The sequence below is a fragment of the Paraburkholderia sp. MM6662-R1 genome (assembly GCF_050436245.1).
GTDB classification, from domain to species: Bacteria; Pseudomonadota; Gammaproteobacteria; order Burkholderiales; family Burkholderiaceae; genus Paraburkholderia; species Paraburkholderia tuberum.
Map to the genome: position 1 here is coordinate 1,007,455 of NZ_JBNDLV010000001.1, position 23,145 is coordinate 1,030,599.

Below are 23,145 nucleotides of genomic sequence, written 5' to 3' on the forward strand. Positions count from 1 at the left end.
GGTCACTCAACCAGTCCCTATATAGTTGTAGTGAAGCGGCGAATGTTTTTTTGACTTTGTGAGAAATTCGGGGGAAGTATGCGCGACGAGTTGATGACCGAAGCGTTGTGTTGGGAACTCGAAAAGATGATCACGGTAGAGTACGCACGTGCAGTAAGGGCTACCGAGGACTGGGTTTTCTACTGTCCGCACGAGATCTGCCTAACGAACGTTCACACCCGAACGTGGAAAAATACATATTTCGCCGCTCGCCCCAGACACGTCAGCGGATGTCCGGATGAGGCGCCTTCGTCAGAGTCCTCCATAATTCCCGGTGCACCGAAGCGCAAACCTGTGCAAGTCAGGGAGAAGCCAATACCCAACCTGCTGGGGCCACAGCCTGCGCTAAAGCAAAAGTCCCGCGCCCCAACAAAAGAAGAACTCTTGCAGCTGTCCCGGGCGGTGCGACATATTCCAGCGCTATACCCGGGCACGCTGGAAGAAGTTGTTGACGCCTGGATCCGGATTGCGCCAAAAGAACGAGACCAACGAGCACTGACAATTGGCAATCAGGAACTGACCTACAAGAGTGCCTTTAGATTCCTTGGTGGGGCTTGTGACGACGTAAACTCGCTTGATCCCTACCGACAGATCATTTTCGGCGCCGCGACTGTAGAGAGATGGAAGCAGTGGATTCTAGTGAAAAGCAGAAAGAAGTTCTCGGCCGGAGAGGCAACGGTGCCTCTGCGTCTGGCAGTGAAGCAAGACGAGGCGCCGTGCTGGCTCCCAGAACTTGTCGATCGGCCGGCGACACTCTTCTGGCATGGCGTGATACCCGAGTTGGGCGCGAAGAAGGATGCGTACCGGTTTGCGGTCGATTTCGACTTGCTTCATGCAGGGTTCACCGTTCGGGCCGAGCATTTGATGCCGTGAACCCCCACCTCGCCAATCAAGGCGATCGGAAGTGGTTTCGATATAAGGTGGGCTAAGGCTTGGAGTCCAGAAAAATAGGGGAGATTCTTGCCGATGCAGAATCTCCCCACTTTTCACACCTACTCGGGCCGGTTCTTTTCGCGGGCCGCTTTCAGGATGCGAACCGTCGCCGTCAGAGTCTCCCGATCCGGCACAGAACAAGCAACACGTCGCGCCATGCGTCCTTCGACTCGCGATAGCCGTCGGCGATCGCCACGCGCTCCTTCGTTCCATCCGGCTTCACGCCGATGATGACCAGCAGCCACTGGCCGTCAGAATCGTCAGTGCGCAGTCCGGTATGAATGCCGTCGGCCCACCAGTAGAACCAGCGCGCGCCTGACAGGTCACGCCGGTTCCATAGCAGGTGCTCCTCGGCCCATTGCGCCTTCAGGCGGCTGACCACGTTCGGTGAAAGCCCTTTAGCCTGTTCACCCAGGAGCACGCTGAGCGCCTCACTCATGTTGCCGCTCGATACGCCGCGCAGATAGAGCCACGGCAACGCCGCCGACACACGTGGTGACTTGCGGATGTATGGCGGCACAATGTTCGAATTGAACTTCACTCCCGAACCTGAGCGGTCGCGTACCTTCGGTACCTTGACCGGAACCGGACCGATCGCCGTGACGACCTCACGCGCCGGCAGATAGCCGTTGCGCACCACGGCGCGCCGGCCGTCGAGCGTCTTCACGTTCCCGTACTGTTCGAGCAATGTCGCCAATTCTGCCTCGATCGCTTGCTGGATGATCTGCCGCGCGCCTTGCTGGATCAGCTCATCAAGGCTGCCGACGTTTGCTGCTGCTTTACCCCCGGCGTCAGACTACTTGTCGTGTTATCTGAATCTTATAGACATGGTCCGGGGGCGGTAAAATCAGGGTGAATGAAAGCCTACTCAGCAGAAAGAAAAGAAGCGCTGGTGCGTCGCATGATGCCGCCGGAAAACGCGTTGGTCTCAGCGCTGGCCAGAGAAACGGGAATTACCGAACAGACGTTGTACACGTGGCGCCGACAGGCGAAAGGACAAGGGCTGGCCGTGCCGGGCGATGGGAAGAATCCCGAGGGATGGTCTTCGGAAGACAAGTTTGCAGTAGTGCTGGAAGCCGCCCCGCTCAACGCAGCGGAGCTGGCCGAGTACTGCCGGCGCAAAGGACTCTATCCCGAACAGATCGCGGCGTGGCGAGCGGCCTGCCAGGCAGCCAACGCGAATGCCACCGAGCAGGCACGCGAGCAGCGCCACCAGTCGAAAGACGACAAGCAGCGCATCCGGCAGCTCGAGAAGGAATTGCAGCGCAAGGAGAAGGCGCTAGCGGAAGCGGCGGCGCTGCTGATTCTGAGAAAAAAAGTCCAGGCGATCTGGGGAGACAAAGAGGACGATTGATCAACGTCCCGGATCGCCTGTTATGTATATCGTTGATACGCGAGGCGGCGCAGTCAGGCTGCCGGCTGGAGAAGGCTTGCGACGAGTTGGGCGTGAGCCTGCGCACGTTTCAGCGCTGGGTCGGTGACGGTGACACGGTACGTGCTGATGGTCGTACCACGACCGAACGGCCGCCGCCGGGCAACCAGTTGAGTGAGGCTGAACGGCAACAGATTCTTGAGGTAGCCAATAGTGCGGAGTTTGCCAGTCTGCCGCCCAGCCAGATCGTGCCGAGGCTGGCCGATCGCGGCGTGTATGTCGCATCGGAATCGAGCTTTTACCGCGTGCTGCGCAGCGCCTCGCAGCAGCACCATCGTGGTCGTGCGCGCAAGCCCTCGACCCGGGTAGTGACCAGTCATTGCGCGACGGCGCCCAATCAGGTCTGGTCGTGGGACATCACCTGGGTACCTGCGGCGGTCAAAGGACAGTATTACTACTGGTACATGATGCTGGACGTGTTCAGCCGCAAGATTGTCGGTCACGAAGTGCATGAGGCCGAATCGGCAGAACTGGCCGCGTTGCTGATGCGGCGTGCCAGTCTGGCAGAGGGCCTGGCAGGACGTCCCCTGGTGCTGCACTCGGATAATGGCAGCCCGATGAAAGGTGCGACGATGCTTGCCACCCTGGAGAACCTGGGGGTCGTGGCCTCGTTTAGCCGACCACGCGTGAGTAACGACAACCCGTACGCAGAGTCGCTGTTCCGGACCTGCAAGTATCGGCCCGACTACCCGCGCAAGCCGTTCGGCAGCGTTGATGAGGCGCGGGCCTGGACGCAGCAGTTCGTGCGCTGGTACAACCATGAGCACAAACACAGCGGCCTCAAATTCGTCACGCCGGCCCAGTGTCATAACGGCGTGGCGAATGCAGTTCTTGCGCAACGTGAGATCGTTTATGCGGAGGCCAGGCAGCGCAATCCACGGCGTTGGTCCCGATCGACGCGCAACTGGAAATTGAAGGATGAAGTCTGGCTCAATCCGGAGCGCATGCAACCGGAAGAACTAAAGCAGTGCGCATGAGGTGACGCGACAAGTACGTTGACAACCGCCGTTTACCGTCGTTCGTTTCTTCCGTAAGCTTCTTCATGGTGGTGGATTCCGGTTCGCTGGTTCGTTACTCTCGACAAGCAACATTCTCAGCTAACCGCCACCGCCTTCTCAAATCCCCGCCTCATCCCCATACACCACTTCTGACGATAACTCATCAGACTCTTTGCGTGACAACTGATGTAACAAACGAATGTTGAGGTGCCGCGATGCAGTACGAATATGGAACATTTCACATCGATTGCCGGGCGCACCGCGCTAACGATGGTCGTTACGTTGCGAGAGCCAGAATCAGTCGCGGACCGGGCGACGCGGAAGACCGCGTCGAAACGCATGATTCAGGTGATATCGATTCGTTCGCCGACGAGGCCGATGCCATATCTTGCGCGAAAGCGTGGGCTATCAAATGGTGCGACGAAAACTGGGACTGAGCCGCGCACGGCGGTTCCGCATACTTGACGATGGAGACCGACATGGCTGAGCGGCGAGAGCAGCTTGACGAGTACAACGGCTTCGTCGTGCTGGCCAAACCAGCCTGAATGCATCGGGTTTCTCAGGAAATGCACGACACTGGATTTCTAAAGAGGTGAGCCGGACGAGCGCCCGGGCCGCGCCAGATCGAGTCAACGGGGAATGCGCATCCATGCCACCGACTCGAGCTGATTGGGGAACTATCTTCCTGGAGGCCTGACAGACCGGTACGAGCGCTTACACCGCTCACGTCTATAAGTTCCGTCACGCGGATTCAATTGGGGAGGAAAATCGATGAAAAAGTGGCTCGACCTGAACGCGTTTCTGGGTATCCCTGCCAGCGAGTGGGTCTATGCGGCGATCGCGATCATCGTCAGCTACCTGGCGTTGATCTATCTGCTGAAGTTCGCCATCACGCGCCTTTCGATGCTGTCCCAACGAACGTCAACCCGTCTCGACGATATGCTGGTTCAGGTCATTGAAGGCACGCACCGGCTTACGCTACTCGCGGCAGCAGCGCTGGTCGGCACGAAGTTTCTGACATTGCCGGACAGGTGGGACGCCCGTCTTGGCCATCTCTGGTTTCTCATCATCGGTTTTCAGCTGGCCCTGTGGATAAACCGTGGCGTGACGCTATGGACCGAGAGGCGGCGGGAAGCGACAGAGACGCTCGCCCACAATCCGGTCATCACAACCATGCTGTCGTGGACGTTGCGCGCGCTGCTGTGGTCCGTTCTTATGCTGGCGGTGCTCGCCAACATGGGCGTGAACATCACCGCGTTTGTCGCGAGCCTGGGTGTGGGTGGTGTTGCCGTCGCACTCGCGGTACAAAGCATTCTGAGTGATCTTTTCGCCTCGCTGGCCATCGGACTCGACAAGCCATTCGAGATTGGCGACTTCATCGTCTTCGATGAGATTGCCGGGAGCATCGAGCACATCGGACTCAAGACCACGCGCATCCGGAGTCTGAGTGGAGAACAGATCGTTTGCAGCAATACCGAACTGCTGAAAAACACGATTCACAACTACAAGCGAATGGCCGAGCGGCGCATTCTGTTCAATTTCAGGGTGACATACGATGCGAGTCCCGAGCAATTGCGCGCCGTTCCTGCCATGGTACAGAAGGCAGTCGAATCCGCCGGAAAGACCCGCTTTGATCGTGCGCATTTCAAGGGGTTCGGCGACAGCTCGCTCGATTTCGAAGTCGTGTATTACGTCACCGATCCCGCCTATAACCTGTACATGGACATACAGCAGGGAATCAATCTCGAGTTGATGACGCAATTTGGTAGACGGGGTATTGAATTCGCTTTCCCGACGCGCACGCTCCACGTCGTGAACAAGCAACAGGCGGAGGACGGTGCAAAGAGGTCATCGTTCGCGCCGCACGCGGAATTGGCTACTCGAGAGGCACAATAAACGCTTCCGAATACCGCCTGGGCCGTTCCTGAGCGTGTTCGGGTTTATGCCTGGGACAGGATTTCAGGCGCCTGGCTGCCCCACGCGTCTGCCGGATGACCTGTTTGGCAACCGCGCATACTCCCGTTTCCCAAGGCACGGCTGGAGTCCGGATGCAGAAAATTCAACATAGATTTCCCGTGCGAATCCGATCACCTGATCCAGCGCCGCCGGTCCGCTCAATCCAGCCCAGAACCTTCATCCCCCACCACGCCGCATGCTCGACATCATTGCTATCTGTCTGGTCGTCACCGCGCTACTGGCGTATGTGAATCACCGCTTTCTGAGGCTTCCGACGACGATCGGCGTCATGGTAACGGCGCTCGGACTCTCCCTTGCGATCGTTGGACTGGACAAGCTTGGCGTCGCGCACGGTCTGCGCGTTGCAGAAGAGCATCTCGTCAACTCGATCAATTTCAGTGAGGTGCTTCTGCAAGGCATGCTGTCGCTTTTGCTGTTCGCCGGCGCGATGCATGTGGATTTACGCAAGCTGAAGGCTTTCCGGACCCAGATCATCAGTCTGGCTGTGCTCAGTACGGCGACCTCCACGCTGCTGATCGGATTCGCCATGTGGAAACTGCTCCCCCTTTGCGGAGTCGAACTCGCGCTGCCCTTCTGCCTGCTGTTCGGCGCCCTGATTTCGCCGACGGACCCCGTCGCGGTGATGGGCATCCTGAAGTCCGCAGGCGCGCCCGAAGGCCTGAAGGTGGTCATTACTGGAGAGTCGCTCTTCAACGACGGCGTCGGGGTCGTGCTTTTCTCTCTGCTGCTCACGATGGCCAGCACGGGCGTCACTCCATCCGTCCAGACGGGGTTGGCTGCATTTATCCTGGAAGCCGGCGGCGGCCTGCTATTCGGCGGCGTCGTAGGCTATCTGACATATCGGCTGCTCAAAAGCGTCGACCATTACCAAGTCGAGGTCCTGATGACGCTCGCATCGGTGATCGGCGGCTACGCGCTCGCTAATCATCTGCATGTCTCCGGGCCACTCGCCATGGTGGTTGCGGGCGTGATGATCGGCAACCGCGGCCGCGCCGACGCGATGTCCGAGACGACCCGGCGATACGTGGACATGTTCTGGGAGTTGATCGATGAGATTCTGAATGCCGTTCTTTTTGTATTGATCGGCATGGAGGTTCTGCTCGTCGAGTTCCCCGGCAGGATACTACTCGCTGGCGCCGGTGCGGCACTGATCGCACTGCTCGCGCGACTGGTTTCTGTGGGACTGCCTGTCATGCTGCTTGGGCGGGCGTCCCGGCTACCGAAAGGAGCGTGGAGTGTGCTTACATGGGGCGGGCTGCGTGGTGGCATTTCCGTTGCACTGGCACTATCGATTCAGCCTGGACCGGGGCGCGACATCGTCCTCGCGTTGACGTACTGTGTGGTCGTTTCGTCGATCCTGGGTCAGGGGCTCACGGTTGGCTGGATTATCCGTCGGGCAGCAGGCGTCAAGGAAGAATGAAAACGGTCCGTATGCGGTGGCCAGTTACGACAAAAGGATTGCCATGCGTCGACCGCTAACGACAGCGCGTGAGACGCGATCTCGAGCATATCGTCTATGTGACCGGCCCTGGATTGTCATGCACAAATTGTGCGCCAGGATCATCAGGCGTCACGCCCAGAAGATTCATGGTCTTCGCCGCGATATCCGAGAAGGCAGGTCCTGCGACTGCGCCGCCGAAATGCGAGCCCACGTGGGGCCGGTCGATCGACACCGCGATGATCACCCTCGGATGTTGTGCCGGGACAATCCCAACGAACGACGCCCGATACTGACTGCGGTCGTAGCCGCGCGCGGTCCAACGATATGCGGTTCCGGTCTTGCCTGCGGCCGTATAGCCCGGTACGGCTGCCTGTGGTGCTGTACCGTCCTCGGACACCACGGACTCAAGCATGGTGAGCACTTCCGCCGCGACGCGTGGCGAATAAACGCGTCGACCATGCGCCGGCATACCATGTCGCGGATGAATCGTAGCGGGTACAAACAGACCTTCATTGCCGAACACCGTGTACATTTGCGCCAGTTGCAGCAACGACGCGGACAGACCGTAGCCGTATGACATCGTTGCCTGCTCGATCCGCCGCCAGTTCTGGTAAGGACGCAGCGTGCCGGTTGCTGCGCCCGGCAACCCCGCGCGCGGCACCCGACCCAGCCCGACAGCACGGAAGTTGTTCCACATGTCGTGTGGCTTCATCAGCAGCGCGATTTTTGTCGTGCCCACGTTGCTTGACTTCTGCACGACGCCGCTAACCGTCAAAGTGCCGAAGTTCTTGTCGTCGTGAATCACGGCCCCGTCGAGTCGCAGCCTTCCACCGTTGGTCGGTACCACGGAGCGAGGCGATACCTCATTGCGTTGCAACGCCAGTGCGATCGTCAGGGGCTTCATGACCGAGCCCGGCTCGAACACATCGGTGACAGCGTAGTTGCGCATCGCCTCGCCCGTTCTTCTGCGGCGGGTGTTCGGATCGAAACTCGGCCAGTTTGCCATTGCAAGAATCTCGCCAGTGTGTGCGTCCAGAACGATCGCCGAGCCTGAATGTGCATCGGTGCGCTCAACGGCATCACGCAAGGCTTTGAAGGTTGCGTACTGGACGGGCTCATCGATGCTGAGCGTCACGTCCTTGCCGGCGATGGGACGTTGCAGCGCAAGCGTATCGATGACCTGCCCTTGAGCGTTTCGCAGCACGCGGCGCCTGCCATTGCCACCGGTCAGTAGGCGATTATCGACTTTTTCAATGCCCTCCAGACCATTACCGTCGACGCCAGCGAAACCGGTGACATGCGCCACAATGCTGCCTTCCGGATAGTAGCGACGGTAATCTGGTTGGGCATAAACGCCCGGCACATCGAGAAGCATCGCCCGCTGCGCAACATCCAGGGGCACCTGCCGCTTGAGGTAGACAAATGATTTGTGGGACGCCGCCATTGCGCCGATCCGGTCCGCGTCAATGTCGAGCAACTTACCCAGTGCAGATGCCTGGTCGGACGAGACCGTGTCCGTGCCGTCCGCATCCAGCCATAACGTGCGCGTCGGAAGGCTGACCGCCAGCGCTCTCCCGTCGCGGTCGAGAATGCGTCCACGCGTCGCATGAATGCTGAACTCGCGCACCTGTCGAAGTTCCCCCTGCTTCTGATAAAACCTATCGTTGATCCCCTGCACCCACGCCGCTCGCGCAGCGAGGACGAGAAATCCCAATGAGAAAGCCGCTCCCAGCGCGTGCGAACGCCAACGCGGCAGCGCATGTGGTCTAGTCGAAATTGGAGAAAAATTGATGGACCTGGAGCGGAAACGCATTGAGTGATTTCAGAGGAGATGACCTTCGCCGCCTGGACGGGAACGACCGCCAACATGGGCAGTACGAGGAAGCATCTGAGCCTAGGATCTCCGAAATACTAGCACGAGCCCCTCTGCGCTCGATCTCTACCGCACACAGCCTTTCACAAACGACATATAGATGTGATCTGTCGTCCAGCTCAGTCGCGCCCGAGTAAATGGGTGCACCTTCAAACACATCATGCGTTCGTGAGCACGATGTGAGCATGGCGCATCCAAATGCCGCGGCAAGCATCCAGTTCCTTCTCGTTCGGCGGTGATGCGAGTATCGCTCCGCTCCGGCAATCCCGACTCGCAGCACTGCTGCGTAATTGTCGTGGGCATCCCCGCTTCGGGCAAAGCGTGCAGAAAGCCGGTTTAAGGCTGCGTGTATACTCGCGGTTTGTTGCCCTATTGATAAGTGCCCCCTGCGGGCTTGCTACCGAATGAAGGTTATCACCAGTCTTTTTTTTCTCGTCGTATGTTGCTGGACCTATCACCTGGCTCATGCGCAACCGAAACCCTTACCACTAGCCGACTACGCCTTTCTCAGACGCATCCATGTTCGCGAAGCGGTCGTAAATTGCATCGCGGCGTTCGACCAATGGGTTCGAACCGGGCAGCGCTACGATTCAATTATCGTCTCGGCGGGCAATGCGTTACACGCAAAAGTATTGCCCTGGAGAGGCGCGCAAGAATCAGGGCAATCGGCAACACTCGATGCAACGGTAGATATGCCTGCAGTCGCCAAGCTTCGACAAAAGTATGTGTGGATTCCCGTCACGGCTTCCTGTGGTGTCTGGAAGAAGCACGTCGTTTCCTTTTCACTTAGGCCTAGAGAGCGACGCCCATAAAGCGCACGCTGGCTGCCGTTGCACTCGAAGCTTTTAACGACTTTACTGGTAGTCATGCTTGTCCGAGCGCGTCAGCGCGATTGGCAAGGCGTCTGCAGAAAAACGAATGCTACACACGCCGTAGCAGTCGGAAGAATGGGGCTGGCCAGCAGCCAGAGGGCACTGACGGATTCGTCAGAAAATCCCCGTCGCACAAGGATGATCTCGGCCGGACTGGGTGCGTTGGCGATGACCGTTAGCCCTCCCCCTGATCACCGCGCCTGCAACCAGCAGATATCTGGCTTCATGCGATAGCCTGCCGCCGATCTCGTGCCCGTTGTCCTAGCCGACACTCGCATTCTTTCCTTGACGCTCTGTCAAATTAGCCATCACTCGCCGGGAAGCCGATAACGTCACGTGGTCGATCGAAGATTCGGATACCGCGAAGCTGCGAACGTCAGGCACCTAACATAGTCAGCGACCAGCGTTCGATCCTTCAACAACATCGCAATCCGGGCGTGCGGCAAAATCCACCTGCCGTCGCTAGCTCGCGAAACTTGTTTCATTGACACACCGCTGGAATAACGGTTCGATCGCCGACCCGAGCTTTGAGGCCGCCGCGCAAAACCGCGCAAATCAGTCAACGGTGGGCGTTGCGAAACGCAACCTCGGCGACGGACGCAACGCCCCAGCGCGTTGCGCGCTCAGCGGTGGCGCATGGTTCGGATCCAGCGCCGCAGCTCGATCGCGTCCTGAAAGTGCGCGTGCGGATTCGGAGCGCCGAGCAGCACGATCACCATCATGTGTCCGCTCACCGGCGTCATCACGATCAGGCAATGACCGGCCTCGTTCGTAAAGCCTGTTTTTTGCAGCGCAACGTGCCATGACGCGCGATGCACGAGCGGATCGGTGTTGTGATACATCAGCGGGCCGTCGCCGCCAAGAACGACTTGCCTATGGGACGTCGAATACGCTTGTATCTTCGGATACCGGTACGCGGCGCTTGCGAGTTTCACCAGATCGCGCGCGCTCGATACGTTCTGCGGCGACAGTCCGGTCGGATCGACGAAATGGCTGTGAGTCATATGCAGACGCCGCGCCTTGAGATTCATCGCTTTGACAAAGCCGGCACGTCCGCCCGAATAATCACGGCTCAGCGCAAATGCCGCGCGATTCTCCGACGACATCAGCGCGATATGCAGCATCGTTCGACGCAGCAGCAGCGAGCCGACCGGCAGGCGCGAGCGCGACCACTTCAAGCGGTCGACATCGGCGTCCGTGATGCGTGACGGCTTGACCAGCGAGCGTTTCGAGTCGATCACCACCATTGCGGTCACAAGTTTGGTCAACGACGCAATCGGGAGGCGCTGATCCGCATGCTTCATATACAGCGCGCGCCCGGTCGTCAGATCGACGACCATCGCAGCGCGCGCGAGCACCGCGGGTTTCGCCACGACGCGTTTGATATGACGGGCGCGCGCCATCGCCGGACCGGCGAATAAGGAGAACAAAACTAGGATCAGAATGCACGCACGCATGTCCCGACGCTCACGAAACATCTGCCGGACGTATTGCCTGCTGCGCGAGCCGGGCGCGCCCGGTCCGTGGCAGCGGGAGTGGCGGCGAGCAAAGCGCCGGAGCATCCGTCGCGTGGACGCAAGGGGTCGAACGGAAAAACAGGAGTTTGCCGGTGCGTGCTGCCGGCACTTCGAATGTGGGAAAACTCATGAAGGAACGGCGGGAAGCGGTGATATTGAACGACGGCGACTCGGCTCGCGTGCCGTCACGAATGAAGAGAGGCCGGACCCGATGCCAACTTTGCATGGCCAGGCCCGCCACGCTCATTCGCGCTACGCATGCGTCGCGAAGCTCGGGCTTGTTCGGATACCGCTGTCGGTGCGCTTGCCTAACATCTGTCCGCATGCCTTCGGGGCGACCGTGTCTTCGGAGGGGTAACCGTAGAGATCGAAACTTAAGCGAAACTTAAAACGTCAATCGATTCACAGGGTCGGCACCGCGAAAGCGAAGCCCGGGGTCAAGCGTGAGAACTCAGTAATGGGCAGCGTGCGCGTTCCGCAACCGGCCCGGACGGCCCGCCGCGGCAGCGAGGTAGGTGATCGGTATCACCTGCCGCGAATATAGGACACTCCGAAAACAAAAGGATGCCCACCCGAGACCGGCGGGATCATCGTGGCTGGCTGAGCCCCCCTTCCAAGGTCGAGCGCGCCGTGCCAATCGTGGCTTGAGCAGTTTCCTCTAGTGTGCGTTCACGACGAGCGTCCGTTCGTTGCTGTGATGAGGTGAGTAGACCCGGGGAGTTGCACCCCGAGCCTCTCGCAGAACCGAACGTGAGCCTCTCGACTCATTCGGCTCCCGTTATCCAACCGATACCCCTACGACACGCCAGTGGACAAACAACCTGGGGTGGGCGAAATTCATCTTGCGTAGCCATTCCGCACTACATCGCTTGCGCTGCCGCAGCCTCCTGTACTTTCGTCGAGCCCACCGCATAAGCCGTAGGTCGATGTAGCCGAAGAGGCTGTGCATCGCCGCCCGGTAGAACATCAGTATGAACAGGCTGCCTTGGGTTATTACAAGCTCGATGCATCTGAGCCGAGGATCGCATCGAAGGTAGCGTACTGTGAATGGATGCTTGGCCACGACGAAGAGGCATTCAATCGCCTCATGTCGCTTGGCGAAGAGCTTGACGCAGATGGTGTAGGCCTTCTGAGCGAGTTGATTCGTACTCGCTATGGTGACAAAAATCGTAGTGCACACATGGAGGCGATTTGGCCGCGCCTTAAGGCCATTACGACGGCTGATTCCGTACCGCTTTTGGCTGCCGAGGCACGCGCACGTGGTTTGTGGCCTGGAGACGCTGAAAATCGCGAACAGAGGCGCCGAGAAATCGAGAGGCTGCTTTCTCTTCACCCGACCAGTCAGCGCATTCGCCTAGAAGTTCTTAACGAGTTGCGATGCTCCGACTCTCCGGCAGAGGAACGATACGCATTGTTGCGCGGTTGGAACAGTAGCGACCTAATCCCGAGGTTCCAATGGGAATCTGCTTGTGTGGGCTGCTGAAGTGCGAAAATTCGACGAGGCAATCGATTACCTCCGCCAACTGGAAAAGAGAGAGCGTCAGAGCGCACGCCCATCACAGAACCTACTTCTGAATATCGACCTCGCGCGGTGCGATATCACAGTTCGCTCTGCTGATGCTCCCGATTTTATCTGGCTACGATGCAATTCTGAGCGGCACTACGCTCGACGGCGAAAATAGCGCGCGCGTTGTTCATGCAGCACTTGCGGCCGCCTGCAGTTTCGCCCCGGAACGGGTTGCCGAGCTGTGCGATGGTTTGCTCAATGCACTCAAATCAACCGAGTATGGATTCCCGATCGATGCTTCAGCGCTGTTCAACGAGTCGTATCCCGTCAGTGGTCAAGAATGGGACGACTATGCCCATACTTGGCCGTGCGGCAACCTCTTTCCCCATCGAGATATTCTTCTCGCAACTACACAAGGCCACGCGAACGCGTTCCTCCGCGCCGCTTTCGCCGCGTCAAAAATTAACGAAAACTATATGGACGACGATGTAGAACCGGAACTCCCAGCGGGATTCTGGGATGACATCGTAGCGCTTATTGGAAATAGTACAGGAGATGATTCTGAGCTCGGTGGCAAAACTTTTGCCACTCCAAAAAAATGCCGCTCGCGCGCATCGCCATAGTCCCAACTGGACTGCGTTAGGGCAGTCTTGGATAAAATCCGAGATACTTCGCAGCCCCGATGACTATGCCGTCACTTACGGATGGCTGACCCTGAAGGCAGCGACACGAACCGCCACCTCTGCACGGACCTTTACCTCTGGAGTTCTCAAGCAATTGCGCGATAGCGCAATTGAGTCGCCCCAAGCGTATGACTTGGTTGAACCACTCGTGGAAATCCGCATTCGCGCTCGTGAATCTCGGCGTTGAGACAAAGTGCTCCGGTTTGCATCGCCGAGGCAGAGCTCCAATCTGTGACCATTAAAATTGGCGCATTGCACAATAAGAATACGCGTCGCCGCAGACTTTGTTGCATCTGAACCGCTCTCCCTCACTTACCGCAAACTTTGTTGTGCACCCATAACAACAAAAAAAAGCGTCACGTTGCCGTGACGCCTTAAAAAGTTCTAGCCATTCCGAGGGCCGTGCTAGAACCTGAGAGAAGGTCATTCGAAAGGCGCAAGCGCATTGGACGGGCAATCGATCCTGGATTTCGGGATTTTTCCGCTCGCGCGCACAAAATGCAGCGGAGACAAGCGACTTTCGAAATGCGGTTCCATTTTTTATGGTTATGCTGACTAAGTCAAGCAAAAAGATGTAGTCGGCCATCGATCGGCAATTTCTTCCGATACAATGATTTTTCTTAAAAATGTATGAATGGGTGCCCCGGTTTGGAGATGTCCCTGCCTCTGTGAGCGGCCATCAACAGGTTGGCGCACGAACAATTTGAAATGCTGTTCCAAAAAAACGCATGAACCGATCCACTCCCAACCAACCCGTCGCCGCCAAGGTCACCGCCAGCAAAGACCGAGACGGCCCGGGCGATGAAGTCACCGCGCTCGCGCGCGGCCTGACCGTACTGCGCGCCGTCGCCGCCGCACACGCACCACTCAGCAATCGCGAACTCGCCGAGTTGACCGGCATCCCGAAGCCCACCGTGTCGCGCATCACCGCGACGCTCGTGGGCACAGGTTTTCTGCTGCGACTACCCGACAGCGAGCGCTTCGTGCTGACTTCGTCGGTGCTCGAACTGAGCAACGGCTTTCTGCGCAACTTCGACATCCGCTCGCGCGCGCGGCCGTTTCTGATCGAACTCGCGGAACGCACCGCGTTGTCGGTGCATCTGGCGGTGCGCGACCGCTACGACATGGTCGTCATCGACGCGATCCGGCCGCGTTCGGCGGTGCTCGTGTCGCGACTCGAAATCGGCTCGCGCATGAGCTTGACGCGCACCGCCGTCGGCCGGGCGTACCTCGCGGCGCTCGCGCAACCGGACCGCGACCGTCTGCTGGTCGGCCTGCAGACGGCCGAAGGTGACGATTGGGGCTATATCGGCAGCCGTCTCGCAAGCGCGATCCAGGACACCCTCGAGCGCGGCTTCGCAATCGCCACCGGCGAGTGGTACAACGGGCTGAACGCGATCGCGCTCGGCTTCGTCGGGCCGTCGGGCGAGCGCTACGCAGTCAATTGCGGCGGCTCGGCCGACCAATGTCCGCGCGACTGGCTGATCGCGCGCGCCGCGCCCGCGCTGCTCGAATGCATCGACAAGATCGTCCTGGAGATCGGCGGCACGCCGGGGCGCCGGCTCGACGAATAAGCCGTCGGCGGCAACGGGCGCCAAACGGCGCCCCGCGCGGATCGAACGCGGCGCCAGCCGCCCGTGATCTGCGAGAGTGGCGACGGCGGCCCGCCCTCGCCCGACGATGCGCCGACATGCTGTAACCTTCGTAATCAACCGAAAAATACGCGGCTGGACTGTTACAGACGCCGCAACGTACGATCACGCATCCCGTTGCGGGACCGCGCGCCGCGAGCCGTGAGCGTCGTCGAACCGGCCGCGTCCAGCCGTGATGATTCCGCATTGCGTTAACATCCCTGTCCCGCGCCTCGGGTAGCATCGCGCTGAACATTGCGCGGCGCCCGCCGCCACGACCGCCTGACATGCCGCCCATGTGCCGGCCCACCGCCCTTCGATGGCGGCGACCGCATCGGCGGCTCACATCATCAAGCCAGCCACCCGACCGAACCGATGGACGAACAACAAAAGCACCCGGAAACCGAACGCCCTGCCGCTCCCCAGCCGTCCGCGAACGGCGCGCAATCGAGCGCGCCCGGCGCGGTGAAACGCCACCGCGGCCGCACCGTCGCGCTGATCGTCGCGGCGCTGGTCGTGTTCGGCGTCGTGCTGTGGCGCTGGCATCCGTGGGGCGGGCCCGGCAGCGGTGCGAGCGCGCCGGGGGCGGCGAGCGGCGCGCGCAGCGGCCGCTTCGGCCGCGGCGGTCCGAACGCGATGGCCAACATGGCGCAGCCGGTGCACGTCGCCGCCGCGACGCAGGGCGAGATGCCGGTCGTGCTGACCGCGCTCGGCACGGTCACGCCGCTCGCCACCGTCACCGTGCTGCCGCAACTGAGCGGCGTGCTGCAGGACGTCTATTTCAAGGAAGGCCAGATGGTCAAGAAGGGCGACGTACTGGCCCAGATCGACCCGCGCCCGTACGAAATTTCGCTGCGCAACGCCGAGGGCACGCTGGTGCGCGACGAGGCGCTGCTCGCCACCGCGCGTCTCGATCTGAAGCGCTATCAGACGCTGCTCGCGCAGGACTCGATCGCGAGCCAGCAGGTCGACACGCAGGCGTCGCTGGTGCGGCAATACGAAGGCACGGTGAAGTCCGACCAGGCCAACGTCGACAGCTTCAAGCTCGACCTTGTGTACGCGCGCATCACCGCGCCGGTGTCGGGACGCGTCGGTCTGCGTCAGGTCGACCCGGGCAACTACGTGACCTCGGGCCTCACCAACGGCATCGTCGTGATTACGCAGCTCGATCCGATCAGCGTGTTGTTCACGACTTCCGAAGACAATCTGCAGCAGATCATCCAGCACACGCAGAACGGCGAGTCGCTGTCTGCCACCGCGTACGACCGCAGCAACACGCATCCGCTCGAAGTCGGCTCGCTAAAGACGATGGACAATCAGATCGACACGACCACCGGCACGATCAAACTGCGCGCGATCTTCGAGAACAAGGACAACGGCCTGTTCCCGAACCAGTTCGTCAACACTCGCCTGCTCGTCGATACGATCAGGAACGCGGTGATCGTGCCGACCTCGGCGGTGCTCAACGGCTCGATGGGTACCTTCGTGTACGTCGTGAAGCCCGACAACACGGTCACCGTGCGCCAGGTCAAGGTCGGCCCGGTCGACGGCGAGCGCACCAGCATCCAGTCGGGCCTCGCGGTCGGCGAGCGCGTCGTGATCGACGGTTCGGACCGGCTGCGCGAAGGCGCGAAGATCACGATTCCGGCCGAGCGGCCGCGTGGCGCGTCCGGCGCATCGGCCGCATCCGGCGCGCACACGCATCGCGGCCGGCACGCGGCGCAAGCATCGCAATAAAGTAAAGGCACGGCACTTACCGCATGAATCCATCCCGCGCTTTTATTCTGCGTCCTGTCGGCACCGCGCTGCTGATGGCGGCGATCATGCTGGTCGGCCTCGTCGCGCTGCGCTTTCTGCCGCTGTCCGCGCTGCCCGAGGTCGACTATCCGACGATCCAGGTGCAGACCTTCTATCCGGGCGCGAGCCCGGACGTGATGACGTCGTCCGTGACGGCGCCGCTCGAGAGGCAGTTCGGGCAGATGCCGTCGCTGAACCAGATGTCGTCGCAAAGCTCGGCCGGCTCGTCGATCATCACGCTGCAGTTCAGCCTCGACCTGCCGCTCGACATCGCCGAGCAGGAGGTCCAGGCGGCGATCAACGCGGCGGGCAACCTGCTGCCGTCCGACCTGCCCGCGCCGCCGATCTACGCGAAGGTCAACCCGGCCGACGCGCCGATCATCACGCTCGCGATCACGTCGAAGACACTGCCGCTCACGCAGGTGCAGGATCTCGCCGACACGCGTCTCGCGCAGAAGATTTCGCAGGTCGCCGGGGTGGGTCTCGTGAGCCTGTCGGGCGGCCAGCGCCCGGCGATCCGCATTCAGGCGAACCCGCGCGCGCTCGCCGCGTACGGCCTGAATCTCGACGACCTGCGCACCACCGTCTCGAACCTGAACGTCAACACGCCGAAGGGCAATTTCGACGGTCCGACGCGCAACTACACGATCAACTCGAACGACCAGTTGACCGACGCCGACGAATACAAGAGCGCCGTGGTCGCGTACAAGAGCGGCCGTCCGGTGATGCTGACCGACGTCGCGAGCATCGTGGCGGGACCGGAGAATACGAAGCTCGGCGCGTGGGTCGACAACACGCCCGCGATCATCCTGAACGTGCAGCGCCAGCCAGGCGCGAACGTGATCCAGGTGGTCGACAGCATCAAGGCGCTGCTGCCGCAGTTGCAGCAGTCGCTGCCCGCCGCGCTCGACGTCGAGGTCGTCACCGACCGCACCACGACGATCCGCGCGTCGGTGCGCGACGTGCAGTTCGAACTGGCGATGTCGGTCGTGCTGGTCGTGCTGGTGATGTACCTGTTCCTCGCCAACATCTACGCGACGATCATTCCGAGCCTGTCGGTGCCGCTGTCGCTGATCGGCACGCTCGCGGTGATGTACCTGTGCGGCTTCTCGCTCGACAACCTGTCGCTGATGGCACTGACCATCGCCACCGGCTTCGTCGTCGACGACGCGATCGTGATGATCGAGAACATCGCGCGCTACGTCGAGGAAGGCGACACGGCGCTCGAAGCCGCGCTGAAGGGCTCGAAGCAGATCGGCTTCACGATCATTTCGCTGACGGTCTCGCTGATCGCGGTGCTGATTCCGCTGCTCTTCATGGGCGACGTGGTCGGGCGCCTGTTCCACGAATTCGCGATCACGCTCGCGGTGACGATCGTCATCTCGGCGGTCGTGTCGCTGACGCTCGTGCCGATGATGTGCGCGAAGCTGTTGCGCCACACGCCGCCGCACGACAGTCACCGTTTCGAGGCGAAGGCGCACCGCTTCATCGACTGGGTGATCGCGCGCTACGCGGTCGCGCTCACGTGGGTGCTGAACCGTCAGCGCTCCACGCTGGTCGTCGCGGTGCTCACGCTGGTGCTGACCGGCCTGCTGTACGTGTTCGTGCCGAAGGGCTTCTTCCCGGTGCAGGACACCGGCGTGATCCAGGCGATCACGCAGATGCCGCAGTCGGTGTCGTTCGCATCGATGGCCGAGCGTCAGCAGGCGCTCGCCGACCAGATCCTGAAGAACCCGGACGTCGAAAGCCTGACCTCGTTCATCGGCGTGGACGGCAGCAACATCACGCTGAACAGCGGCCGCATGCTGATCAACCTGAAGCCGCGCGACGACCGCAGCAATACCGCGAGCGAGGTGATCCGCCAGTTGCAGAAAGACGTCGCGCATATTCCGGGCGCGTCGCTCTACATGCAGCCGGTGCAGGACCTGACGATCGACTCGACCGTCAGCCCGACGCAGTATCAGTTCATGCTGACCGATCCGAACATCAGCGAATTCACGACGTGGGTGCCGAAGCTGGTCGACCGGTTGAAGCAGTCGCCCGAGCTCGCGGACGTCGCGACCGATCTGCAGGACAACGGCCGCTCGGTATTCATCGATATCGACCGCGCGACCGCCGCGCGCTTCGGCATCACACCGGCCACGATCGACAACGCGTTGTACGACGCGTTCGGCCAGCGCATCATTTCGACGATCTTCACGCAGTCGAACCAGTACCGCGTGATTCTCGAAGCGCAGCCGACGATGCAGCACTACACCACGTCGCTGAACTCGATCTACCTGCCCTCTTCCACGTCGACGGGCGGCCAGGTGCCGCTGTCGTCGATCGCGAAGTTCATCGAGCAACCCGCGCCGCTGCTGGTCACGCATCTGAGCCAGTTCCCGGCCACCACGGTGTCGTTCAACCTCGCGCCGGGTTCGTCGCTCGGCGCGGCGGTCAAGGCGATCCAGCAGGCCGAGAAGGACGTCGGTCTGCCCGCGTCGTTCCAGACGCGCTTCCAGGGCGCGGCGCTCGCGTTCCAGGCGTCGCTCGCCAACGAGCTGTTCCTGATCCTCGCGGCGATCGTCACGATGTACATCGTGCTCGGCGTGCTGTACGAGAGCTTCATCCATCCGATCACCATTTTGTCGACGCTGCCGTCGGCCGGCGTCGGCGCGCTGCTCGCGCTGCTGATCACCGGCCACGATCTCGACATCATCGGCATCATCGGCATCGTGCTGCTGATCGGTATCGTGAAGAAGAACGCGATCATGATGATCGACTTCGCGCTCTACGCCGAGCGCGAGGAAGGCAAGCCGCCGCGCGAGGCGATCTACCAGGCGTGTCTGCTGCGGTTCCGGCCGATCCTGATGACCACGCTCGCCGCGCTGCTCGGCGCGCTGCCGCTGATGCTCGGCACCGGCGCGGGCTCGGAGCTGCGCCGGCCGCTCGGCATCGCGATCGCCGGCGGTCTGATCGTGAGCCAGCTGCTGACGCTGTTCACGACGCCGGTGATCTACCTCGCGTTCGATTCGCTCGGCCGCCGGCTGCGCGAGCGCTTTAACCGCGGCGATTCGTCCGGTAGCGCCACGCCGCCCGCCACCGATGCAGGGAACTGAGCGATGAACCTGTCGCGTCCGTTTATCTCCCGTCCGGTCGCCACCACGCTGCTGGCGATCGGCATCGCGTTGTCGGGGGTATTCGCGTTCACGAAGCTGCCGGTCGCGCCGCTGCCGCAGGTCGACTTCCCGACCATCTCGGTGCAGGCGACGCTGCCGGGCGCGAGCCCGGAGACCGTCGCGACAAGCGTCGCGAGTCCGCTCGAGCGGCATCTCGGCTCGATCGCCGACGTCACCGAGATGACGTCGCAGAGCTCGGTCGGCTCGACGCGCATCACGCTGCAGTTCGGCCTGAACCGCAACATCGACGGCGCCGCGCGCGACGTGCAGGCGGCGATCAACGCGGCGCGCGCCGACCTGCCCGCGAGCCTGCGCAGCAACCCGACCTACCACAAGGTCAACCCGGCCGACGCGCCGATCCTGATTCTCGCGCTGACGTCGAGCACGCTGACGGCGGGCCAGCTCTACGATTCGGCCGCGACGGTGCTGCAGCAGTCGTTGTCGCAGGTGCAGGGGGTTGGCGAAGTGGATGTCAGCGGTTCGGCGAATCCGGCCGTGCGCGTCGAGTTGCTGCCGCACGCGCTGTCGCATTACGGCATCGGCCTCGAGGACGTGCGCGCGGCGCTCGCCGCGGCCAATGCCAACAGCCCGAAGGGCTCGATCGAGTTCGGCGAAAACCGCGTACAGCTGTACACCAACGACCAGGCGAGCAAGGCGTCGCAATACAAGGACCTCGTCATTGCCTATCGCAACGGCGCGCCGGTCAAACTCTCCGACATGGGCGAAGTCGTCGATTCGGTCGAAGATCTGCGCAACCTCGGTCTCTTCAATGGCAAGCGCTCGGTGCTCGTGATCCTGTACCGGCAGCCGGGCGCGAACATCATCGAGACCGTCGACCGCGTGAAGGCGATGCTGCCGCAACTGCACGCGTCGCTGCCCGCCGACGTCGACATCGCGCCGACCTCGGACCGCTCGACGACGATCCGCGCGTCGTTGAGGGATACCGAGCGCACGCTCGTGATCGCGGTCACGCTCGTCGTGATGGTGGTGTTTCTGTTCCTGCGCAACTGGCGCGCCACGCTGATTCCGAGCGTGGCCGTGCCGATCTCGATCGTCGGCACGTTCGGCGCGATGTACCTGATGGGCTTCTCGATCGACAATCTGTCGCTGATGGCGTTGACCATCGCGACCGGCTTCGTCGTCGACGACGCGATCGTCGTGCTCGAAAACATCTCGCGCCACATCGAAGACGGCGTGCCGCGCATGAAGGCCGCGTTCATCGGCGCGCGCGAGGTCGGCTTCACGGTGATGTCGATCAGCATTTCGCTGGTCGCCGTGTTTCTGCCGATCCTGCTGATGGGCGGCATCGTCGGGCGGCTGTTCCGCGAGTTCGCGCTGACGCTGTCGCTCGCGATCGCGGTGTCGCTGGTCGTATCGCTGACGCTCACGCCGATGATGTGCTCGCGCCTGCTGCGCGAGCCGCACGAGAAAGAACAGGAAAGCCGCTTCGGCCGCTGGCTCGAACGCGGTTTCTCATCGATGCAGCGCGGCTACGAGCGCACGCTCGGCTGGGCGCTGCGGCATCCGCTGCTGATCGTCCTCGTCCTGCTGCTGACCATCGCGCTGAACATCGCGCTCTACATCATCGTGCCGAAGGGCTTCTTCCCGCAGCAGGATACGGGGCGCCTGATCGGCGGCATCCAGGCCGACCAGAGCACGTCGTTCCAGGCGATGAAAGGCAAGTTCTCGGAGATGATGGCGATCGTCGGCAAGAACCCCGCGGTCGACAGCGTGGTCGGCTTTACCGGCGGCCGGCAGACCAACTCGGGCTTCATGTTCGTGTCGCTGAAGTCGAAAAGCGAGCGCAAGCTCTCCGCCGACCAGGTGATCCAGCAGCTGCGCGCGCCGCTCGGCGACGTGGCCGGCGCGCGCACGTTCCTGCAGGCGGTGCAGGACATTCGCGTGGGCGGCCGGCAGTCGAACGCGCAGTATCAGTTCACGCTGCTCGCCGACTCGACGCCCGATCTGTACAAGTGGGGGCCGAAGCTCACCGAGGCGCTGCAGGCACGCAAGGAGCTCGCGGACGTGAACTCCGACCAGCAGCAAGGCGGTCTCGAAGCGATGGTGACGATCGACCGCGCCACGGCATCGCGCCTCGGCATCAAGCCCGCGCAGATCGACAACACGCTGTATGACGCGTTCGGCCAGCGCCAGGTGTCGACGATCTACAACCCGCTGAACCAGTATCACGTCGTGATGGAAGTCGCGCCGCAATACTGGCAGAGCCCGGAGATGCTGAAGCAGATTTTCGTCAGCACGTCGGGCGGCAGCGCGAGCGGCGCGCAGACCACCAACGCGCCGGCCGGCACCGTGACGTCCAGAGCGACCAGCACGTCGACCACGACGAGCGCGGCAACCGGCGGCATGGCCGCCACCACCGCGACGAGCGCGGCCAGCATCGCAGCCGACTCCGCGCGCAATCAGGCCATCAACTCCATCGCGGCGAGCGGCAAGTCGAGCGCGTCGTCGGGCTCGGCGGTGTCGACCGCGAAGGAGACGATGGTGCCGCTGTCGGCGATCGCGAGCTTCGGGCCGGGCACCACGCCGCTATCGGTCAATCACCAGAGCCAGTTCGTCGCCTCGACGATCTCGTTCAACCTGCCCCCGGGCGTGTCGCTGTCCACCGCCACGCAGGCGATCTACGACACGATGGCCGAGATCGGCATGCCCGCCACCATTCACGGCAGCTTCCAGGGCACCGCGCAGGCCTTCCAGCAGTCGATGTCCGACCAGCCGATCCTGATCCTCGCCGCGCTCGCGGCGGTGTATATCGTGCTCGGCATCCTGTACGAGAGCTACATCCACCCGCTGACGATCCTGTCGACGCTGCCGTCCGCGGGCGTGGGCGCGTTGCTCGCGCTGCTGCTGTTCAAGACCGAGTTCAGCATCATCGCGCTGATCGGTGTGATCCTGCTGATCGGCATCGTGAAGAAGAACGCGATCATGATGGTGGACTTCGCGATCGACGCGTCGCGCAAGGGAATGTCGTCGCGCGACGCGATCTACCAGGCCTGTCTGCTGCGCTTCCGGCCGATCATGATGACCACCTTCGCCGCGCTGCTCGGCGCGTTGCCGCTCGCGTTCGGCAGCGGCGAAGGCGCGGAAATGCGCGCGCCGCTCGGTATTTCGATCGTCGGCGGGCTGATCGTCAGCCAGATGCTGACGCTCTATACGACGCCGGTCGTCTATCTGTACATGGATCGCATCCGCGTGCGCTGGGAGGCGAGAAAGGCACGCCGCGCGGGTGGCGCGGCGCCGACGTCGTCATGACGTAGTGAAGGTGGCGC

At 61.6% G+C, this 23,145-nt stretch carries 13 protein-coding genes and 2 pseudogenes; 11 read left to right on the top strand and 4 right to left on the bottom strand.

The window, feature by feature from the left end; genetic code table 11:
- The first annotated feature begins 78 nt into the window (after window positions 1-78).
- Window positions 79-912: a hypothetical protein gene (locus OKW39_RS04805; RefSeq protein ID WP_429562189.1), complete on the top strand. Its 834-nt coding sequence runs from the start codon at window positions 79-81 to the stop codon at window positions 910-912.
- Between the two features lie 202 nt (window positions 913-1,114).
- On the opposite strand, the pseudogene OKW39_RS04810 reads toward OKW39_RS04805, so the two are convergent.
- Window positions 1,115-1,732: pseudogene (locus OKW39_RS04810) on the bottom strand (transposase); the annotation flags it as partial.
- A gap of 96 nt (window positions 1,733-1,828) precedes the next feature.
- Between OKW39_RS04810 and OKW39_RS04815 the strand changes: the two are divergent.
- From OKW39_RS04815 to OKW39_RS04830, 4 genes are all read left to right on the top strand, one after another.
- Window positions 1,829-3,381, top strand: a protein-coding gene (locus OKW39_RS04815; RefSeq protein ID WP_244168772.1) for an IS3 family transposase whose coding sequence is annotated in 2 segments (ribosomal slippage) — window positions 1,829-2,291 and window positions 2,291-3,381 — 1,554 coding nt in all. Because the reading frame shifts where the segments join, the coding sequence is not laid out codon by codon here.
- Between the two features lie 236 nt (window positions 3,382-3,617).
- Window positions 3,618-3,839, top strand: a complete 222-nt coding sequence (locus tag OKW39_RS04820; protein ID WP_184044188.1) for a hypothetical protein — start codon at window positions 3,618-3,620, stop codon at window positions 3,837-3,839.
- 334 nt (window positions 3,840-4,173) lie between these two features.
- The gene (locus OKW39_RS04825) at window positions 4,174-5,298 is read left to right on the top strand and encodes a mechanosensitive ion channel family protein (protein ID WP_429562190.1); all 1,125 of its coding nucleotides are present in this window, start codon (window positions 4,174-4,176) and stop codon (window positions 5,296-5,298) included.
- A 256-nt stretch (window positions 5,299-5,554) separates the two neighbouring features.
- Window positions 5,555-6,799 (top strand): cation:proton antiporter, encoded by a 1,245-nt coding sequence (locus tag OKW39_RS04830; RefSeq protein ID WP_429336205.1) that lies wholly within the window; start codon window positions 5,555-5,557, stop codon window positions 6,797-6,799.
- Window positions 6,800-6,893: 94 nt separating this feature from the next.
- On the opposite strand, the gene OKW39_RS04835 is transcribed toward OKW39_RS04830, so the two are convergent.
- Window positions 6,894-8,534 carry a peptidoglycan D,D-transpeptidase FtsI family protein gene (locus tag OKW39_RS04835; RefSeq protein WP_429562191.1) on the bottom strand — a complete coding sequence of 547 codons (1,641 nt, stop codon included), beginning with the start codon at window positions 8,532-8,534 and terminating at the stop codon, window positions 6,894-6,896.
- 563 nt (window positions 8,535-9,097) lie between these two features.
- Between OKW39_RS04835 and OKW39_RS04840 the strand changes: the two genes are divergently transcribed.
- Window positions 9,098-9,505 (top strand): BspC domain-containing protein, encoded by a 408-nt coding sequence (locus OKW39_RS04840; RefSeq protein ID WP_429562192.1) that lies wholly within the window; start codon window positions 9,098-9,100, stop codon window positions 9,503-9,505.
- A gap of 71 nt (window positions 9,506-9,576) precedes the next feature.
- Here OKW39_RS04840 and OKW39_RS04845 read toward each other — a convergent pair.
- Both OKW39_RS04845 and OKW39_RS04850 read right to left on the bottom strand, forming a co-directional pair.
- Window positions 9,577-9,799 (bottom strand): annotated as a pseudogene (locus OKW39_RS04845) (putative Na+/H+ antiporter); the annotation flags it as partial.
- A 389-nt stretch (window positions 9,800-10,188) separates the two neighbouring features.
- The gene (locus OKW39_RS04850; RefSeq protein ID WP_316251978.1) at window positions 10,189-10,938 is read right to left on the bottom strand and encodes a peptidase S11; all 750 of its coding nucleotides are present in this window, start codon (window positions 10,936-10,938) and stop codon (window positions 10,189-10,191) included.
- Between the two features lie 1,761 nt (window positions 10,939-12,699).
- Here OKW39_RS04850 and OKW39_RS04855 point away from each other — a divergent pair.
- The 5 genes from OKW39_RS04855 to OKW39_RS04875 all read left to right on the top strand — a co-directional run bounded on the left by OKW39_RS04855 (window position 12,700) and on the right by OKW39_RS04875 (window position 23,128).
- The gene (locus OKW39_RS04855) at window positions 12,700-13,212 is read left to right on the top strand and encodes a hypothetical protein (protein ID WP_429562193.1); all 513 of its coding nucleotides are present in this window, start codon (window positions 12,700-12,702) and stop codon (window positions 13,210-13,212) included.
- Between the two features lie 788 nt (window positions 13,213-14,000).
- Window positions 14,001-14,846, top strand: coding sequence for an IclR family transcriptional regulator (locus OKW39_RS04860; RefSeq protein WP_090804023.1), 846 nt, complete (start codon window positions 14,001-14,003; stop codon window positions 14,844-14,846).
- Window positions 14,847-15,278: 432 nt separating this feature from the next.
- Entirely contained in the window at window positions 15,279-16,640 is a 1,362-nt protein-coding gene (locus OKW39_RS04865) for an MdtA/MuxA family multidrug efflux RND transporter periplasmic adaptor subunit (RefSeq protein WP_429562194.1), read from the top strand.
- A 23-nt stretch (window positions 16,641-16,663) separates the two neighbouring features.
- A complete protein-coding gene (locus OKW39_RS04870; RefSeq protein ID WP_429361704.1) occupies window positions 16,664-19,798 on the top strand; it encodes an MdtB/MuxB family multidrug efflux RND transporter permease subunit in 3,135 nt (1,044 codons plus the stop codon).
- A gap of 3 nt (window positions 19,799-19,801) precedes the next feature.
- Window positions 19,802-23,128: an efflux RND transporter permease subunit gene (locus OKW39_RS04875; RefSeq protein ID WP_429562195.1), complete on the top strand. Its 3,327-nt coding sequence runs from the start codon at window positions 19,802-19,804 to the stop codon at window positions 23,126-23,128.
- Window positions 23,129-23,145: the final 17 nt, after the last annotated feature.

Excerpts from the sequence above, each read along its gene's own strand:
- OKW39_RS04825 (WP_429562190.1), top strand. The coding sequence starts at position 4,174 with ATGAAAAAGTGGCTCGACCTGAACGCGTTTCTGGGTATCCCTGCCAGC.
- OKW39_RS04870 (WP_429361704.1), top strand. The coding sequence starts at position 16,664 with ATGAATCCATCCCGCGCTTTTATTCTGCGTCCTGTCGGCACCGCGCTG.
- OKW39_RS04855 (WP_429562193.1), top strand. The coding sequence starts at position 12,700 with ATGCTCCCGATTTTATCTGGCTACGATGCAATTCTGAGCGGCACTACG.
- OKW39_RS04830 (WP_429336205.1), top strand. The coding sequence starts at position 5,555 with ATGCTCGACATCATTGCTATCTGTCTGGTCGTCACCGCGCTACTGGCG.
- OKW39_RS04860 (WP_090804023.1), top strand. The coding sequence starts at position 14,001 with ATGAACCGATCCACTCCCAACCAACCCGTCGCCGCCAAGGTCACCGCC.
- OKW39_RS04865 (WP_429562194.1), top strand. The coding sequence starts at position 15,279 with ATGGACGAACAACAAAAGCACCCGGAAACCGAACGCCCTGCCGCTCCC.
- OKW39_RS04840 (WP_429562192.1), top strand. The coding sequence starts at position 9,098 with ATGAAGGTTATCACCAGTCTTTTTTTTCTCGTCGTATGTTGCTGGACC.
- OKW39_RS04875 (WP_429562195.1), top strand. The coding sequence starts at position 19,802 with ATGAACCTGTCGCGTCCGTTTATCTCCCGTCCGGTCGCCACCACGCTG.
- OKW39_RS04820 (WP_184044188.1), top strand. The coding sequence starts at position 3,618 with ATGCAGTACGAATATGGAACATTTCACATCGATTGCCGGGCGCACCGC.
- OKW39_RS04805 (WP_429562189.1), top strand. The coding sequence starts at position 79 with ATGCGCGACGAGTTGATGACCGAAGCGTTGTGTTGGGAACTCGAAAAG.